The sequence below is a fragment of the Stenotrophomonas sp. X genome, from assembly GCF_055721025.1.
This window is the reverse complement of the sequence record NZ_CM146756.1, coordinates 1,399,302-1,417,078: the sequence shown is the minus strand read 5'-3', so window position 1 is coordinate 1,417,078 and position 17,777 is coordinate 1,399,302. Positions and strand designations below refer to the sequence as shown.

The following is a 17,777-nucleotide window of genomic DNA, read 5'->3' as shown; positions in this document are numbered from 1 at the left end:
CATAATGGCCCGCCGTGAAACGTGTAATGGAAATGCAACACCGCACTGGACGCAACGCCGCGCTGGCCGCCCTGCTCTGCCTGGGCCTGGCCGCCTGCCAGACCCTGCCCCGGCCGTCGCCCCTGCCGCCGGCTCAGCTGCGGGGCCTGGAACAACGCGGCGCCGACGGCAGCTTCGAGGGTGCCTTTGATACCGCGCAGACCTTCGAGCGCTTCAACGATCCGCGCGCCATCGACTACTACGAGCGCGCCGCAGCGGTCACGCCCTGGACCTTCCACAACACCAGGGCGGAAGAAGCACTGGGCAGGATCTGGATCTCGGGCACGCTGCGCCATGCCGACAGCCCCCACATCAACCCGGCACCGGTGCTGCGCGCGTCCTGGCGACGCGGTGAACGTGCCTATCTGGCGGCCGCCTACCACGGCAATCCCTATGCGTTCCACGAACTCGCCAAGGCCTATCGCCAGCAAGGCGACGCGCAACAGGCACTGCGCTGGGACCTGCGCGGAATGATCTACGAGCGCTATCCGAGTTCATCGTCACGACGGCCGGATGCGGTCGCCGCACAGGGTGACACCGTGCATCCACGGGTTGCGCAGATCCAGCGTCGCGCAGAGCGTGGCGATGCCGACGCACAGGTCGATCTGGGCGCGCTGCTGGAAAAGGGCATAGGCCTGCCACGCGATCCTGCGCGTGCGCTGCAGCTGTACCAGCGCGCCGGTGCGAAGGGCAATGTGTTCGGCCAGTACTTCGCCGGGCTGCTGCTGGGCCGCGGTGCGCCGGGCGTGGAGAAGGACACCGACGCGGCGGCGCACTGGTTCGCCAGGGCCGAAGCGCAGCACTTCTACATGGCCGCGCCGAGTTACTGGAAGAAGGCGGTCGAGCCGCCGTTCTTCCTCTTTTCGGAATAGTAGAGCCGAGCCATGCTCGGCTGCTTCTGCCGGGAAAAACCAGCCGAGCACGGCTCGGCTCTACAGGAAAGCAGTGCCGCCGGGAGGCGTGCCGACCATCGGTCGGCACCCACGCTCCTCACACCAGCAGCCGCTCCACCAGCCGCTGGTACAGCCCGGGCAGCGCTTCCAGTTCGTCCACGCGCACGTTCTCGTCCACCTGGTGGATGCTGGCGTTGACCGGCCCCACTTCGATGCACTGCGCGCCCAATGGCGCGATGAAGCGGGCATCGGACGTGCCGCCGCCAGTGCTTTCCTCCGGTGCGCGGCCGATGTGCTCGGCCAGCACCGCACGCGCAGTGGCGCGCAGCGTGCCTTCCGGGGTGTAGAACGGCTCGCCGCTGCGATGCCACTTCAGCGTGTACTGCAGGGCATGCCGATCCAGCAGCGCGGTGATCTCCGCTTCCAGTTTCGGCGCATCCCAGTGCGGGTTGTAGCGGATGTTGAAATCCACTTCGAGCTCGCCGGGAATCACATTGTTGGCGCCCGTACCGGCATGGATGTTGGAGACCTGCAGGCTGGTCGGCGGGAAACTCTCGTAGCCGTCATCCCAGCGCCGTGCGCTCAACTCGGCCAGGGCGGGCGCCGCTTGGTGGATCGGATTGCGTGCCTTCTCCGGGTACGCCACATGGCCCTGTACGCCCTGCACCCGCAGCTTGGCCGACAGGCTGCCACGACGACCCACGCGCAGCAGGTCACCGAGCGTCGCGGTCGACGACGGCTCGCCGGTGATGCACCAGTCGATGCGTTGGCCGCGCTCGGCGAACAGCCGTGCGACGTGGCGCACGCCATCGATGGCATCGCCCTCCTCGTCGCTGGTCAGCAGCACCGCCAGCGTGCCGGGGTGATCGGGATGCGCGGCAACGAACTGCTCGGCCGCCACCACGAACGCCGCCACGCTGCCCTTCATGTCGGCGGTGCCGCGACCATACAGCACGCCATCACGGATCGTCGGCGTGAAAGGATCACTGGTCCAGGCCTCGCGCGGCCCCGTCGGCACCACATCGGTATGGCCCAGCAGCACCAGTACCGGCGCGCCCTGGCCATGGGTCGCCCACAGGTTGTCGACCTCACCCAGCCGCAGGTGGTCGCACTGGAACCCGGCCTGCTTCAGGCGTGCCGCCAGCAGTGCCTGGCAGCCGGCATCATCGGGCGTCACCGAGGGCCGTGCGATCAGCTCGCAGGTCAGGTCGAGGACCGCGCTCACGCGTCACCCACGCCGAAGCGGGCCTTGAAGCCATTGTCACTGAACCCCTGGCTGACCGTGCCGTCGGCGGTGACCACCAGCGGGCGCTTGATCAGCTGCGGGTACTCGCGCAGCAGCAGCTTCCATTCGGCCTCGGAATCGGCGGCCTTGCGGTTGTCCGGCAGCTGCCGCCAGGTGGTGGAGGACCTGTTGACCATCGCGGCCAGGCCACCCAGCTGCTCAGCCCACGCCAGCAGTGTTTCCGGGCTCGGCTTGTTGTCGCGGTAGTCAACGAAGGTGTACGGCACGCCGAAGCGGTCCAGCCACTTGGTCGCCTTCTTGCAGGTATCGCAGTTCTTCAAACCGTAGACAGTGGTGCTCATGGCCATCTGTGATGCTGGAAAACAGAGGCCCAGAATCTCACAACAGGCGCTCGGACACGACCCGGAACGGTACCCTTGGCAGCCGGAAGGCCAGCCCCTCGTGCAGCGCCACGTCCATCGCCTGCAGGCGCGGGCACTGCAGTTCGCCTTCCAGCTGCAGCGGCTGCAGGCTGTCGACATCCACCGGCAGCGCGATGCGGGTGCTGGCCCAGCGCCGGTCACAGGTGCGCGCAACGGCCTCATCCTGGCAGGTCAGGAAGCGCAGCAGGGCCTGATGGCCACCGAAGGCCCCCCGCCACGCCCCGTCCTCCCAGCCCGCAGCGGCCCGCCACTGCAGGTGCAGCGCAGGCGCACCGCCCTGCCCGCCTTCGATCAGGGTGTGCCCATCGCCATCGGCGCGCACCACATGCTCGAAGCGCGTGGACAGGTGGGGCTGCATGGCATCGCTGAAAGCGCGCGCGCCGGCGACGAAGGCCAGCTGGTCCATCACGTTGCGATCGAACAGCACCACCGGGGCCCCGCCTGGATCATCGTCACGGCGCAGGTACCAGCGCCAGTTGCTCTGCCTTGGCGACGGCATCAAGCAGCGCAACGGTCCCGCCAGCACCGGCCCGAAATGGCCATGGCGATAGCTGAGAACGGTATAAGGCGTGCGTCCTGCATGGACCACGTAGTGATGGCCAGGTGGCGCTGGCGGGGCATGGCGCACATCGACCCACCAGCTCGCGTAGACCACGTCGCGCACGTCGCTGGCCAGCACCGGCATCGGCCAGCGCCGCGACAGTGCCCGGCGCAACCGGGTCCAGCGCGGAGCGTGCAGCAGGCGCGGCAGCATCCGTCCGAGCGCGTTGTCGGACGGATGCCGGTAGATCGCGGACTGCGCCAGGTCCTCCGGCGCACTCACCTTCAGTCGGCCAGGCCGCGCAGCAGGTCGTTGACGCTGGTCTTGCTGCGGGTCTTGGCATCAACCTGCTTGACGATCACCGCGCAGTACAGCGAGTGGGTGCCGTCCTTGCTCGGCAGCGAGCCGGACACCACCACGCTGTAGGGCGGGATGTAGCCGTAGCTGATCTCGCCGGTGGCGCGGTTGTAGATGCGGGTGCTCTGGCTGAGGAACACGCCCATGCCGATCACGCTGTGGTGGCCGACCACCACGCCTTCCACCACTTCCGAACGCGCACCGATGAAGCAGTGGTCCTCGATGATGGTCGGGCTGGCCTGCAGCGGCTCCAGTACGCCGCCGATGCCGGCGCCGCCGGACAGGTGGCAGTGCTGGCCGATCTGCGCGCAGGAACCGACGGTGGCCCAGGTGTCGACCATGGTGCCTTCGCCGACGTAGGCGCCGATGTTGGTGAAGCTCGGCATCAGCACTACGTCCTTGCCGAAGTACGTGCCGCGGCGGGCGATCGCACCGGGCACCACGCGCACGCCGCCACGGCGGAACTTCGCTTCGTCATAGCCGGCGAAGCGCGATTCGACCTTGTCCCAGAACGGTGCCGGTCGTGCATCGACCACCGCCATGTCGTTGACGCGGAAATACAGCAGCACGGCCTTCTTCAGCCACTCGTTGACCTTCCAGCCGCCCTGGCCGTCCGGCTCGGCGACGCGGAATTCACCGCTCTCGAGACCGTCGATCACGCGGTTGACCAGCGGCCTGGTCGAGCCTTCCAGCTCATGCAGGGTCAAGGTGGCGCGGCGCTCGAAGGCGCTCTCGATGCCGAACCTGAGTTCTTCCACGCCGGGTGCCGACGGCTTGCGCAGCGACTTGCGGGCGATGGTTTCGGCGCGGACGGCTTCGGCGCTCTTGGCCGGGGCCGGCTTCTTCACAGCACGCTTGACCGCAACCGTTTTCTTCGCCGGGGCCTTCACCGCAGCGGCCTTCTTCGGCGCAGTGGCCTTCTTTGCGGCCGGTGCGGCTGCAGCAGGTTTCCGGGCCGCTGCGCTCTTGGGGGGCGCGGCGGTCTTCTTGGCGGGCTTGGTGGCCATCAGGCAGGGTCTCCGGCGTTTCGATCAGGGTCCAGGCAGGCCAGCATTGCGTCATGCAGCTGCTGCCGGGCAGGTTCAGTCAGGGGGAGGTCGTGTTCGTCACTGATCACGAAGGTGTCTTCGGCGCGCTCGCCGAACGTGGCAATGCGCGCATCATGCACGCGCAGGCCCTGGTTGCGCAGCACGAACGCCACGTCGGCCAGCAGGCCGGGACGGTCGGGAGCGACCAGGGCAAAACGGGTTGCGCCCGGTTCGTCGCGGAACTCGATGCGCGGGGCGAAGCGGAAGTGCCGCAGTTGCCGCGGTACCACACGGCGCGACGGCCGCAGGCGCGACAGGTCACCACTGAGTGCCTCGCGCAGCGCCGCCTCCAGGTTGGCACTGCTGCCATCGGCAAACGTGTCGGCCGGGTTCACTTCGAAGGTATCGAAGATGGTATCGGCCGGACCGTCCAGCACGCGTGCGCGGTGAATGCCATAGCCCTTGCGGTCCAGGGTCATCACGATCGCGGCGAACAGGCCGTCGCGGTCGGGCGAGTGCACGAACACTTCCAGCGCCGGGTCATCCACACTGATCCGGCGCACCTTCACCAGCGCCTGGCCCTGCTTCACCGGTACCAGCGCCGCTGCCTGCCAGGCCAGCTGCTCGGGGCGCAGACGAATGAAGCCCTCATCCGGCATCACCGCGAACTGGCGATCGATGGTGGCGTCGTCGTAACCCTGCTCGCGCACCAGTGCGCGCACGCTGTCACGTGCCTCGGCCACGCGTTCGGCGGCCGGTACCGGATGCTCCAGCCCCTCGCGCAGCGCGCGCCGGGTGGCGAAGTACAGGTCGGCCAGCAGGCGGTCCTTCCAGGCATTCCACAGCTTCGGGCTGGTGCCGGCGATGTCGGCACAGGTCAGCAGGTACAGGTAGTCCAGGCGGTCGCGGCTGCTGACCAGAGTGGCGAAGCGATGGATCACCACCGGATCGGCGATGTCCTGCTTCTGCGCGGTCACCGACATGCGCAGATGCTGTTCGACCAGCCATGCCACCAGCTCGGTATCGGTGCCACTGAGCGCATGCGCCTGGCAGAACGCACGCGCGTCCACCGCACCCAGCTCCGAGTGGTCGCCGCCGCGGCCCTTGGCGATGTCATGGAACAGGCCGGCCAGCAGCAGCAGTTCCGGCTTGCGCAGGCGGGGCCACACTTCGTGCGCGATCGAGAAGCGTTCGTCGGCACGGCTGCTGGCGAACTGGCCGATATTGCGCAGGACCATCAGCGTGTGCTGGTCGACCGTATAGACATGGAACAGGTCGAACTGCATGCGCCCGCTGACCTGGGCAAACGCGGGGATCCACTGGCCAAGCACACCCAGCCGCGCCATGCGCGAAAGCGTGTCGACCGGACGCTGGCCGCGCAGCAGGGACAGGAACTGCTCGCGTGCATCGGCATCGGCCTGGTCGTAGGCCGGCAACAACGGCAGCGCTTCGGCCAGCGCGCGCGCGGTCAGCGAATGCAGGCCTCGCACCTGTGGATTGTTGGCCCAGCTGGAAAACAGGGCGAACACCTGGCCGATGTCACCGCGCGGCCAGTCGGCCTCGTTGGCGGCCAGGTAGCCGCGGCGCAGGGAGAAGCCTACGGTCAGCGGTTCCGGCTGGGCCTCGCCATCGAACTGCTCCTCGAAGCGCTGCAGCAGGCGGTCGCTGATCCGGCGCACCACCAGTGCGGCGCGGTAGAAGCCCTGCATCATTTTCTCGACACCGAGATTCTCGGCATCGTCTTCGAAGCCCAGGCGCGCGGCCAGGGTCTTCTGGTAATCGAAGCGCAACCGTTCTTCCGGGCGGCGCGCGACCAGGTGCAGGCCGAAGCGCAGCCGCGCCAGCACCGCACGCTCGCGCTTCAGCGCAGCCGCTTCGTCGGCGCCCAGGTGGCCCAGGCCGACCAGCGCTTCCAGGTCGCGTACGCCGAAGGCGCGCAGCGCCATCCAGCCCAGCGTGTTGAGATCGCGCAGGCCGCCGGGACCATCCTTGAGATCCGGTTCCAGGTTGTCGGCAGTGTCGCCGAAGCGCTGGTGGCGGTTGCGCAGCTCTTCCAGCTTGGCCAGGAAGAAGGCACGCGCCGGCCACAGCTCGCGGTCGTCGATGGCCTCGCGCAGCGCACGGCGCGCTGCATCATCAGCCAGGATCGGACGCGCCTCGATCAGCGCGGTCAGCACGGTCTGGTCAGCCGCCGCCTCGCGGCACTGCAATGCAGAACGCACCGCATGGCTGACCGCCAATCCGCAGTCCCACAGCAGCGCGAACAGGCGTGCCAATGCCGCTTCATGCGCCAGTTGTGCGGGCGGGTCGCCGAACACCAGCAGGTCGATGTCCGAACGCGGAAACAGTTCACCCCGGCCATAGCCACCGACCGCGAACAGCGACAGGCCGCTGTCGGCCGGCAGGCAACGCTGCCAGGCCAGGCGGATCAGATGGTCGGCCGCGCGCGCCCGCAGCGCCAGCAGGCGCTCGATGTTGTCGCCCTGGTCGAAGCGGCGATACAGGCGCGCGTCGGCCTGCTGCAGCGCCTGGCGCGCGGCAGCAGCCCAGTCCGGGTCGTTGAGCGACGCGGCCGGCGTGTCCAGCAGCGAACTCGCCGGCAGCATCGTCAGGAAACCTGCGACTCGCCCGGCGACAGCGTCAGCACGTCGACGCCGGTCTCGGTGACCGCGACCATGTGCTCCCACTGTGCCGACAGCTTGCGGTCCTTGGTCACCACGGTCCAGCCATCCGGCAGCACCTTGTTGTAGCGGGTACCCTCGTTGATCATCGGCTCGATGGTGAAGGTCATGCCCGGCTGCAGCACCAGGCCCTGGCCCGGGCGGCCGTAATGCACCACCTGCGGCTCGTCGTGGTAGACCTTGCCGATGCCGTGGCCGCAGTACTCGCGCACCACGCTGAAACGCTCGCCTTCGGCATAGCTCTGGATGGCATGGCCGATGTCGCCCAGGGTGGCGCCCGGGCGCACCGCGCGGATGCCGCGCCACATGGCTTCGTACGTGGTTTCCACCAGGCGGCGGGCCATCACCGACGGGGTGCCGACGAAGTACATGCGGCTGGTGTCGCCGTGCCAGCCGTCCTTGATGACGGTGACGTCGATGTTGATGATGTCGCCATCCTTGAGCACCTTCCCTTCACTGGGGATGCCGTGGCAGATGACATTGTTGACCGAGGTGCACACGGTCTTCGGGAAGCCGCGGTAGCCGACGTTGGCCGGAATCGCGCCCTGCACGTTCACGATGTGGTCGTGGCAGATGCGGTCCAGTTCCTCGGTGGTGACACCGGGCTTGACGTGGGGGGTGACGATGTCGAGCACTTCGCTGGCCAGGCGGCCGGCGATGCGCATCATCTCGATTTCCTGCGGGGTTTTCAGATTCACGCTCATGGCACCCATTATCGCCGATCCGGCCGCAATCTGAACGAACGCCACCCAACTGCCGATCCGGGTCATGCACGGTTCCGGCAAGGAAAGTGAAAGCGTGATGGCCTCCGCTTTTTCGTCTGCCTAATTATCACGGATTACAGACACTTACGCCTCCTAAGCTGGATCCACCGTCGTCAAAGCGGCACCGAACGTGCCGTCTTCGCCTTGTTCAACGGACCTTCGGGTCAGGGAGGTTGTTCATGCGATCCCCAGTTCGATCCCCGCTGGCATGGGCCGTGGCCGGGTTCCTGCTGTCCAGCCCGGCACTGGCCGCCGATACCACCACCTTCAATGTCACCCTGGTGGTCACCAAGGCCTGCACCATCACCGCGGCGGCGGCCACCAACGTCGACTTCGGTACCGCCGCTTCGACCACGGCGACCCCCACCTTGGGCCAGGGCACGGTCACCGCCCAGTGCTCGGCACTGACCCCGTACACGATTTCACTGAATGCAGGTGCCAACGCCAGCACCGCCAATGACGTCACCACCCGCCGGATGAAGAACACCAATGCGGCGGTGACCGCCAACAACTATGTCGGCTACCAGCTCTACCAGGATGCCGCACATACCCTGGTCTGGGGCGCCACAACCGGCACCAACACCCAGGCCGGCATCGGCACCGGCCTGGCCGTGCCCTACATCGTCTACGGCCAGATCCTGAACCTGAGCACCAACAACCCGGCCGCCGGTAGCTACCTGGATACGGTTACCGCCACGATCACCTATTGATGGAGCACGCCCGCATGGCCGGATCCCGCCCGTGGCGCGCCACCGGCGTGGCGCTGCTCGCCCTGTACCTGCTTGCCATCGCGGCCGCCGGCGCCACCAGCCTGCAGGTGGCCCCGACCAGCCTGCAGCTGGAAGCCCGCCAGCGTGCCGGCGAATTGTGGCTGACCAACAGCGGCACCTCACCGGTGAAGCTGCAGGTACGCGTGTTCCGCTGGGTGCAGCAGGACGGCCAGGAACAGCTGCTGCCCACCGATGCGTTGATGGCCACTCCGCCGATGCAGGAACTGGCCGCCGGACAGCAGCAGCTGGTGCGGGTCATGCGTGCGGACAAGGAACCGCCAGCGGCACAGCAACATTACCGCCTGATCGTTGACGAGGTGCCCGACCTGGCCATCCGCGCGGGTGGCATGCAGTTCGTCCTGCGCTATTCGATCCCGGTGTTCGTGCAGCCCTCGGCCGGCACGCTGGCGCCGCAGCTGCAGGCCCGGCTGGTAAAGCTGGCGGACGGCCGCAACGGCGTCGAAGTAGCCAATTCGGGCAACAGTTACGCTCAGATCGCCGATCTCGCGCTGGGCAGCGCCACGCGCCCACGCATCGTCCATCCTGGACTGCTGGGCTACGTACTGCCCGGTCAGGTGATGCGCTGGCCGATCGAACGCACGGTGATCGACCGCGACAACGACCAGATCACGGCCAAGCTCAATGGCGAGTCGGAACAGACGCCACTGTCGCCCCCACCGGCTCGCTGAGGCCATGATGGGCGCGTTGCTGGCTGCCCTGGTTCCCGCGGCGACCGAGGCTGCCGATGTGTCCGGCGTGGCCACGGCGGCTGATGTATCCGGCGTGTCGGCCGATGCGATCCTGCCACCCCCCACCCCGCTGACCGCCAGCCAGACGCTGTACCTGGATGTGTCGCTCAACAGCACGCCGCGCGGCCTGCTGCCGTTCACCGAGAACCGTGGCCGGCTGCAGGCCAGCCCCGAAGTGCTGCGCCAGCTCGGCTTCAACGCCAGCGGCGATGCACCGGTCTACCTGGACCAGATCAGCGGTGCGGTGGTGCGCTACGACGCCCACATGCAGACCCTGGCGCTGGACGTGCCGCTGGACCAGCTGACACTGCCCACCACCGTGCTCAGCCGCCCGCAGACGCGCGCCCCCACCGGCAGCGCCTCGCCCGGCGTGCTGCTCAACTACGACGTCTACGGCAGCCAGGTGGACACGCTCGGCAACCTCAGCCTGAGCTCGGAGCTGCGCGTATTCGGTATCGGGAATGGCACTTTCGAGAACACCGCCATCAGCCGCCGCTACCAGCAACCCGGCGACCGCCATTGGCGCGGCGAGAGCGTGCGCCTGGACACGCGTTGGAGCCTGGATTTCCCCGATAGCGCAACGACCCTGGAGGTCGGCGACTTCTACAGCGGGTTCGTCGACTGGACCCGCCCCGTGCGCCTGGGTGGCCTGCAGATCGGCCGCAACTATGGCCTGCAGCCCTACCGCGTGCTGACGCCCACGCCGAGTTTCCTCGGCCAGGCCGTGGTGCCCTCCACGGTCGAGCTGTATGTCGATGGCCTGCGCCAGTACAGCGGGCAGGTGCCGGTCGGTCCCTTCCAGCTCGCAGCACAACCCGGCATCAGCGGCACCGGCAACGCGCAGGTGGTGGTGACCGACGCATTCGGCCGAATGCAGACGCTGGACTTCAGTTTCTACGGCACCCAGCAGCTGCTGGCCAAGAGCCTGTCGGACTGGTCGGTCGGCGTCGGCCACCTGCGCCGGGATTTCGGCGAGCGCTCCTTCGCCTATGACGATCGCACGGTGGCCAGCGCCAGCTGGCGCGGCGGTGTCACCGACACGTTCACCGGCGAGGCGCATGCCGAAGGCGGCGGCGGCCTGGCCCAGGGCGGCATTGGCGGCTGGTGGCTGCTCGGCGCCGCCGGCGTGTTCAATGCCGCCTATGCGCACAGTGACTACCACGGCCTGCAGGGTGGGCAATGGGCGCTGGGCTACAGCTGGAACAACCGTCGCTTCAACGTCAATCTGCGCAGCGTGCGCAGTCACGGCGACTACCGCGACCTGGGCGCGCTGCAAGGCAACCTGCCACCAAGCATCAGCGAGCAGGCCACGGTCGGCCTGGACCTGCTGCGGCTGGGCACGCTCAGCGCCAGCTATCTGCGCCTGCGCTACCCCGACGGCGACGACAACCGCTATGCCAGCCTGTTCTGGTCGCGCACCTGGAGCCAACGCTGGTCGGCCTACCTGTCGGTGAACCAGAACCTGGACCGCAGCGATGACCGCAGCATCTATCTGTCGATGACTGCCAGCCTGGGCAACAATCGCCAGGCCAGCCTCTCCAGCCAGCGCAACGGCGACAGCCAGAGCTGGGTCGCGGACGTGACCCAGCCGGTGCCCGGCGATGGCAGCGCCGGCGGCGTCGGCTGGCGCGCGCAGCTGCGCCACGGCGAGGACGGCAACGGCGGCCTGGCCGAGGTCGGCATCCTCAACGATGTCGGCCGCTATTCTTTCGGTGCCTCGCGCCAGGGCGGGCTCAACCATGCCTACGCCAGTGCCAGCGGCAGCCTGGTGTGGATGGGCGGGCACGCCTTCGCCACGCGCGAGGTATCCGATGCGTTCGCGGTGATCAGCACCAATGGCGTCGGCGGCGTCCCGGTGCGGCTGGAGAACCGCCTGATCGGTGTCACCGACGATCGCGGCCTGCTGCTGGTCAGTCCGTTGCTGTCCTGGCAGCGCAACCGGGTCTCGATCGACACCCTGGACCTGCCCGAAGACATGCGTGCCGACCGCATCGAGGACTGGGTCACGCCGCGCCAGCGCGCGGGCACCCGCGTGACCTTCCAGCTGCGTTCGCGGTCGTCACTGGGCCTGACCCTGCTGGCCATGGACGGCCAGCCTCTGGAGGTGGGCAGCGAGGTGCAGCTGCCTGACGGTCGCCAGGCCACGGTCGGCTACGACGGCCTGCTCTATCTGGAAGATGTCGCCGCCGGCAGCGTGCTGTACGTCACCACCAGCCATGGCCCGTGCCGGGTGAAGGTACCGGACCCGCCCAAGGTGGTGGCGTCCGGTGCCCGCCCGAAGCCGGCGCCGCAGCAGTGCATCCCGGAGGTGGCGCCATGAGGGTGCTGCTGCTCGTCCTGCTGCTGTGGGCCGGCCTGCTGGCAGCGGCGCCGGCCGGTGCCACAGCGGTCTGCACGGCGGTCGCCAATCCGACCCTGCCGTTCGGCAACATCAACAGCAATGCACCCGGCCCGAGCACGGCCAACCTCAACATCACGGTGACCTGCACCACCGCCGCGCTGAGCCTGCTGGCCACCACCGGCGTGCGCGTCTGCGTGGGCATCGGCGCAGGCAGTGGCGGCGGCAGCAGTTCCACGTTCCGCACGATGGCCACCTCCACCAGCGACACGATGAATTTCCAGCTGTACAACAACGCCAGCTTCGGCCAGGTCACTGGCCTGGTCCCGCGCGGCACGCCGCCAGCGCAGGAGCTGACCATGAGCTACAACGTACCGCTGCTGACCGGCGGCAGTGGTGCGCAGACTGTGCAGCTGTTCGGTCAGATTCCGGCCAACCAGGTCCTCGCCTCCGGCGCGTACAGCAGCACTTTCAGCGGTGCCGGCGTGGTGCTGACCTGGGCCTGGAACGAGGTGCTGGCCGGTAGCGCCACCGTCCCCGCCACCTGCAACGGCGGTGCCACCGGTACCAACAGCGCGAGTGCGGCCTTCAGTTTCACCGCTACCGCCAACGTGCTGCCGCAATGCGGCAGCTACGTCACCACCAACATGAATTTCGGCAACGTCACCGGCGGCATCCCGGCCAACATCGACCAGACCGCCACCCTGACCCTGACCTGCCTGAAGAACACCGCCTTCCAGGTCGGCCTGAACAACGGCCAGAACAATCCTGCCGCCACCACCACCCGGCGCATGGCCACCACCATCGGCAGCGGCACCTACTACCTCCCCTACGAGCTGTACCGGGATCCGGCACGAAGCCAGCGCTGGGGCAACACCCTGACGGTCGACACGGCCAGCAGCACCGGCACCGGAAGCGCACAGCAGCTGACCATCTACGGCCGGGTACCGCCGGTCACCGGCCAGCCCCCAGCCGGCACCTACAACGACCTGGTGACGGTGACGATCACCTACTGACCTGCGTGCCGACCAACGGTCGGCACCCACCGGACGAAGGCCGTGCCGAGCGCGGGCTCGGCGCTACAGTTGCGGCGCATCCAGCCGATACCGCGCAGCAAGATCTTTCAGCACGGTGGTTGGCAGGTGATTCGCGCATTTCTGATCGGGGCGATGCTGGTCGCCAGCACGCCGGCCCGCGCCGAACCGCGCAGCAGCACGCTGCAGATCCGGCTGACCGTGGTCGAATCCTGCAGCGACGATGCCGGCGCTCCCCGTTGCGCGGCGCCACACCAGCGCAGTGACGCCCCCAAGGTGCCGCCCCAGGTCCGCGACCTCGCACCACCGGCGACAGACGACAGCGCAATGCCCTCCGTGACCCTCATCTACTGATGCGCGCGCTGCTGATCCTGCTTGGACTGCTGCTGGCGCAGCCCTCGGCGGCGCTGGAGCTGTTGCCGACCACCCTGCAGCTACCCGCCGAAGGCGGCCGCGCCGAACTGTGGCTGCGTAATCCGGGGCCCGGCCGCTGGCAGGGCCAGGTGCAGGTGCTGGCCTGGGAGCAGCAACTGGACGCCGAACGACTGCAGCCCAGCGACCGGATCCGGGTCAGCCCTGCGCGGCTGGACCTGGCCCCTGGCAGCACCCAGCGCGTCTGGCTGCTGCCAGGCGGTCCGCCAGCATCGGTGGGTGAACAGGCCTATCGGATCGTACTGGCGCCGGCCTTGCCGGGATTGCCCCGCTACTCGCTGCCGTTGTTCCGCGGCCCAGCGGCGCCAGCGCTGCATGCCTGGCTGCAGGCCCGCGTCGAGGCACATGGGCCTCAGGCCATGCTGCGACTCAGCAATTCCAGTACGCTGCATGGCCGCCTGCACGATCTGCGATTCATAGCGGCCGACGGCCAATCGTCGCTGCTGGTGGCCGGGCTGGCCGGCTATATCCTCGCAGGCCATGAACGTCGCTGGCCCCTGCCCGCCCGCCCCGATGGCTATGTGGGCGGCCACTTCCGGGCCCGCCTGCAGGACGGCCGCGAGGTCGATCTGGCCGCATCTGACCCTGCCATTGCAGCGGACGCCCCCAGCGGGCTATAATCGACCGGATTCCTGCCGCCTGCGTGCGCGGGAGCCCGTCCACACCGGACGTCACCGGTGAATCCACACCTGCTGCCCCCATCCGTGCCGGGGTGCTCCGCGAGGAGTTCGGCCACGGAGGCAACAGGGAAGCCCAACCCCGGAACCGATCGCGCTTCCACGCGTCCCGCATACCTATCCCGCGGGCGGAATCGCTGGTTCCCTATCAGGAGTATTGCAATGCCCCAGGTCACCATGCGTCAGATGCTGGAAGCCGGCGTCCACTTCGGCCACCAGACCCGCTACTGGAACCCGAAGATGGCTCCGTACATCTTCGGCGCCCGCGGCAAGATCCACATCATCAACCTGGAAAAGACCGTCCCGCTGTTCAACGATGCGATGAACTTCATCTCGTCGGTTGCCCAGAAGCGCGGCACCGTCCTGTTCCTGGGCACCAAGCGCAGCGCCCGCGAAACCATCAAGGAAGAAGCCGAGCGTTGCGGCATGCCGTTCATGAACCAGCGTTGGCTGGGCGGCACCCTGACCAACTTCCGTACCGTCAAGCAGTCGGTTGCCCGCCTGAAGGAACTGGAAGCCGGTGAAACCGACGGCACCTTCGAGAAGCTGGTCAAGCACGAAGTGCTGGGCCTGCGTCGCGAGCGCGACAAGCTGGAAGCCTCGCTGGGCGGCATCAAGGACATGAACCGCCTGCCGGACGCCATCTTCGTGATCGACATCGGCCACGAAGACATCGCGATCAAGGAAGCCAAGAAGCTGGGCATTCCGGTCATCGCCGTGGTCGACACCAACTACAACCCGGAACTGGTGGACTACGCCATCCCGGGCAACGACGACGCCATCCGCGCTGTGCAGCTGTACGCCCGCGCCGCTGCCGACGCCGTACTGGAAGGCAAGGCCGCTGCGCCGCACGCCGCTTCGGTGCGCGAGGAAGAGTTCGCGGAAGCCGCTGCTGAAGGCGAAGAGAAGCCGGCCCGCCGCGCTCCGGCCAAGAAGGCTGCCAAGAAGGGCGACGACGCCCAGGCCTGATCCAGGCCCGGGTGGACGCCCGGCGTCCACCCTCCCTGCACGCAGCCCCTGGCGCGTGACAGGACCGTGTCACACGGGCCGGCCACCATGCCGGCCCAACCCCTTTCTTTCGTGAGGTAATCCCGTGGAAATCACTGCTTCCCTGGTCAAGGAACTGCGCGAGCGCACCGGCGCCGGCATGATGGAATGCAAGAAGGCGCTTACCGAAGCCAACGGCGACATCAACGCCGCTGCTGAAGCCATGCGCAAGTCCGGCGCTGCCAAGGCCGACAAGAAGGCTGACCGCGTGGCCGCCGAAGGCCGTCTGGGCCTGGCCCAGGACGGCGGCAAGGCCGTGCTGGTCGAAGTCAACTCGGAAACCGACTTCGTCGCCAACGATGACAACTTCAAGTCCTTCGTCAACGCCGTCGCCGCCGCTGCCCTGGCATCGGGCGCCAATGACGTCGAAGCCGTGAAGGCCGCCACGCTGGCCGACGGCCGCACCGTTGAAGAAGCACGCGCCACCGCCGTGCAGACCCTGGGCGAGAACATCCAGATCCGCCGCATGGTCAAGGTCGACACCACCGGCAACATCGGCGCCTACGTCCACACCAACGGCAAGGTCGGCGTGCTGGTCGACCTGGTCGGCGGCGACGTCGAGCTGGCCCGCGGCCTGGCCATGCACGTGGCCGCGCTGAAGCCGCCGCACAACAAGGCTGCGGACGTTCCGGCTGACTTCGTCGAAAAGGAAAAGGAAATCGAGCTGGCCAAGATGACCGAGAAGGACAAGGCCAAGCCGGCCGACATCCTGGAAAAGATCATCAGCGGCAAGATCAACAAGATCGTCAGCGACGTGACCCTGTACGGCCAGACCTACGTGCTGGGCGACACCACCGTCGAGCAGGTGGTCAAGGCCGCTGGTGCGGACGTGGCAGGCTTCAAGCTGCTGATCGTCGGCGAAGGCATCGAAAAGGTGGTGGAAGACTACGCCGCCGAAGTTGCCAAGGCGATGCAGGTCTGATTCCAGCCCTCCGGCTGTGAAGCGACCAGAAGGAGCCGCGGGAAACCGCGGCTCTTTTTTTATGCATGGGCCCAGGGATTAACCCATGGCCCCTCGATGGGTGCGCACCGTTGGTGCGCACAACCGGCACCTTTGCGTTGCGCTCGAATCAAGCCGATACTCAGTCGCAGGGAATCCTCAGTCACTTAGCAGGAACGAAAATCGCGGACTGTGATGCATTCCTAGGTATTCTTGTCCCAATGGAATTGAACGACCCGACATGCCTCCCGAGCTGACAGCTGCCCTGGCGCTCTGCCGCAACCTGCCTTCGCCACCCGGTATTGCCCTGCGCATCATCGAACTGGCTCAGGACCCGGAAGCGGACATCGCCACCGCCGCCGACATCATCGCCATCGACATGGCGCTGAGCGCTCGCATGCTGCGCATCGCCAATTCGCCGCTGTATGCCAGCCGCCGTCGGATCGAGAACCTCGGCCAGGCGCTGACCATGCTGGGCCTGAACGCCACGATCAGCCTCGCCCTCGGCTTCACCGTCACCCAGGGCCTGGCCGGCGGTGGCGCCGATCATGACCTGCGCCAGCGCGCGTGGAAGCGCAGCATCCTCAGTGCCCTGGCCGCCAGCCAACTGGGCCAGGCGCGCGGCCTGCGCCGGCTGGAGGAGCTGATGCTGGCCGGACTGCTGCAGGACCTGGGCGTGCTGTGCCTGGCCCAGGCCGAATCGGAGCGCTACCTGCCACTGCTGCGCGAGGCACGCGACAACATCGACCTGGTTTCCCGCGAGCGCGAGGCGCTGGGCTGCAGCCACGCCGACGTCGGCGCCTGGGTGGCCGAGCAATGGGGCCTGCCACGTTACCTGGTGGAGAGCATCAGCCACAGCGAGGACGAGGACGCCGCCGAATCGCCATTCCAGGTCTGCGTGCAACTGTCCGGCGCAGTGGCCGACATCTGGCTGGATAACGATGCCGATGCCGCGCGCGAGCGCGCACTGCAGCAGGTGCACGACCGCCTGGAGCTGGACAGCGCGCGCTTCGACCAGGTGCTGGCCCGCATCAGCGAGGCCTTGCCCGACATCGCCAGCCTGTTCGATGCCAGCCTCAATTCGCCGGCGCGGGTACGCGAGCTGATCGATCACGCGCAGGAACTGGCCACGCTGCGCAACCTGCGCGAACTGCAGGATGCCGACCAGGCACGCCGCCGTGCCGACGAATTCGAGGCGCGCGCCAAGCGCCTGGCCGACCAGGCCCATCGTGATGCATTGACAGGCGTGCTCAACCGCCGCCAGCTGGAAGCGGTGCTGGAGCAGGAATTCCTGCGTGCCGGCCGCCAGGGCTGGCCACTGTCGGTGGCCTTCATCGACCTGGACGACTTCAAGAAGATCAACGACGCCCACGGCCACCTGACCGGCGACGAGGTGCTGCGCGCCTTCGCCGGCAAGCTGCAGGGCCAGTTGCGCAACAGCGACACCGTGGCCCGCTTCGGCGGCGAGGAGTTCGTCGCGCTGCTGCCCAACACCAGCGAAAGCGTGGCCCTGGACGTGATCCGCCGGGTGCTGGCCAACATCGTCGCCACGCCGATGGCCGAGCTGGAGGGTGGTCCGCTGTTCGTCACCTTCTCCGCCGGCGTGGCCACCCAAGGCGGCTACGAGCGCTTCGCCGACGTCCAGGACCTGCTGCGCGCGGCCGACGACGTGCTGTACCGCTCCAAGAACCTGGGCCGCAACCGGGTGATCGCCCGCTCGCCGGGGGCGCTGGGCCATGACGAGCTGTCGGCCACGGCCAGCGCCGAACTGGGCTGAACGGGACGCCCCGGCCGACCGGGCGAACCACCGGATTCTGCG

16 protein-coding genes are annotated in these 17,777 nt (G+C 67.8%); 10 read left to right on the top strand and 6 right to left on the bottom strand.

The genetic code is table 11. The features are described from left to right. The first annotated feature begins 32 nt into the window (after positions 1–32). Entirely contained in the window at positions 33–911 is an 879-nt protein-coding gene (locus ACZ75I_RS06445; protein WP_346476567.1) for a tetratricopeptide repeat protein, read from the top strand. 118 nt (positions 912–1,029) lie between these two features. Here ACZ75I_RS06445 and dapE read toward each other — a convergent pair whose 3' ends face one another. The 6 genes from dapE to map are packed head-to-tail and all read right to left on the bottom strand — an operon-like array spanning position 1,030 to position 7,920. Continuing rightward, the gene (gene dapE, locus ACZ75I_RS06440) at positions 1,030–2,157 is read right to left on the bottom strand and encodes a succinyl-diaminopimelate desuccinylase (RefSeq protein WP_072166803.1); all 1,128 of its coding nucleotides are present in this window, start codon (positions 2,155–2,157) and stop codon (positions 1,030–1,032) included. Continuing rightward, positions 2,154–2,525 (bottom strand): arsenate reductase, encoded by a 372-nt coding sequence (locus tag ACZ75I_RS06435; protein WP_172412123.1) that lies wholly within the window; start codon positions 2,523–2,525, stop codon positions 2,154–2,156. Before ACZ75I_RS06435 ends, dapE begins: the two co-directional genes overlap by 4 nt. A gap of 31 nt (positions 2,526–2,556) precedes the next feature. Further along, the gene (locus tag ACZ75I_RS06430; protein WP_472958842.1) at positions 2,557–3,423 is read right to left on the bottom strand and encodes a hypothetical protein; all 867 of its coding nucleotides are present in this window, start codon (positions 3,421–3,423) and stop codon (positions 2,557–2,559) included. A gap of 2 nt (positions 3,424–3,425) precedes the next feature. Continuing rightward, a complete protein-coding gene (gene dapD / locus ACZ75I_RS06425) occupies positions 3,426–4,505 on the bottom strand; it encodes a 2,3,4,5-tetrahydropyridine-2,6-dicarboxylate N-succinyltransferase (protein WP_472958841.1) in 1,080 nt (359 codons plus the stop codon). Beyond that, positions 4,505–7,114: a [protein-PII] uridylyltransferase gene (locus ACZ75I_RS06420; protein ID WP_472959047.1), complete on the bottom strand. Its 2,610-nt coding sequence runs from the start codon at positions 7,112–7,114 to the stop codon at positions 4,505–4,507. The genes dapD and ACZ75I_RS06420 overlap by 1 nt, the downstream gene beginning before the upstream one ends. 20 nt (positions 7,115–7,134) lie before the next feature. Then, complete coding sequence (map, locus tag ACZ75I_RS06415; RefSeq protein ID WP_032955117.1) at positions 7,135–7,920, bottom strand: type I methionyl aminopeptidase; 786 nt, start codon at positions 7,918–7,920, stop codon at positions 7,135–7,137. 230 nt (positions 7,921–8,150) lie between these two features. On the opposite strand from map, the gene ACZ75I_RS06410 reads away from it, so the two are divergent. The 9 genes from ACZ75I_RS06410 to ACZ75I_RS06370 all read left to right on the top strand — a co-directional run bounded on the left by ACZ75I_RS06410 (position 8,151) and on the right by ACZ75I_RS06370 (position 17,735). After that, entirely contained in the window at positions 8,151–8,681 is a 531-nt protein-coding gene (locus ACZ75I_RS06410) for a Csu type fimbrial protein (protein ID WP_242890218.1), read from the top strand. Further along, the gene (locus ACZ75I_RS06405) at positions 8,681–9,430 is read left to right on the top strand and encodes a fimbrial biogenesis chaperone (RefSeq protein ID WP_472958840.1); all 750 of its coding nucleotides are present in this window, start codon (positions 8,681–8,683) and stop codon (positions 9,428–9,430) included. Before ACZ75I_RS06410 ends, ACZ75I_RS06405 begins: the two co-directional genes overlap by 1 nt. A 7-nt stretch (positions 9,431–9,437) precedes the next feature. Further along, on the top strand, positions 9,438–11,810 hold the full coding sequence (locus ACZ75I_RS06400; RefSeq protein WP_472958839.1) for a fimbria/pilus outer membrane usher protein: 2,373 nt from the start codon (positions 9,438–9,440) through the stop codon (positions 11,808–11,810). Then, the gene (locus ACZ75I_RS06395; RefSeq protein ID WP_472958838.1) at positions 11,807–12,844 is read left to right on the top strand and encodes a Csu type fimbrial protein; all 1,038 of its coding nucleotides are present in this window, start codon (positions 11,807–11,809) and stop codon (positions 12,842–12,844) included. Before ACZ75I_RS06400 ends, ACZ75I_RS06395 begins: the two co-directional genes overlap by 4 nt. A gap of 42 nt (positions 12,845–12,886) precedes the next feature. Further along, complete coding sequence (locus tag ACZ75I_RS06390) at positions 12,887–13,216, top strand: hypothetical protein (protein WP_258009439.1); 330 nt, start codon at positions 12,887–12,889, stop codon at positions 13,214–13,216. Next, positions 13,216–13,914 carry a fimbrial biogenesis chaperone gene (locus ACZ75I_RS06385; RefSeq protein WP_180870747.1) on the top strand — a complete coding sequence of 233 codons (699 nt, stop codon included), beginning with the start codon at positions 13,216–13,218 and terminating at the stop codon, positions 13,912–13,914. Before ACZ75I_RS06390 ends, ACZ75I_RS06385 begins: the two co-directional genes overlap by 1 nt. A 219-nt stretch (positions 13,915–14,133) precedes the next feature. Next, positions 14,134–14,940: a 30S ribosomal protein S2 gene (rpsB, locus tag ACZ75I_RS06380; RefSeq protein WP_005408748.1), complete on the top strand. Its 807-nt coding sequence runs from the start codon at positions 14,134–14,136 to the stop codon at positions 14,938–14,940. Positions 14,941–15,064: 124 nt separating this feature from the next. Next, on the top strand, positions 15,065–15,940 hold the full coding sequence (gene tsf, locus ACZ75I_RS06375) for a translation elongation factor Ts (protein WP_180870749.1): 876 nt from the start codon (positions 15,065–15,067) through the stop codon (positions 15,938–15,940). A gap of 259 nt (positions 15,941–16,199) precedes the next feature. Beyond that, complete coding sequence (locus tag ACZ75I_RS06370; RefSeq protein ID WP_180870751.1) at positions 16,200–17,735, top strand: GGDEF domain-containing protein; 1,536 nt, start codon at positions 16,200–16,202, stop codon at positions 17,733–17,735. Positions 17,736–17,777: the final 42 nt, after the last annotated feature.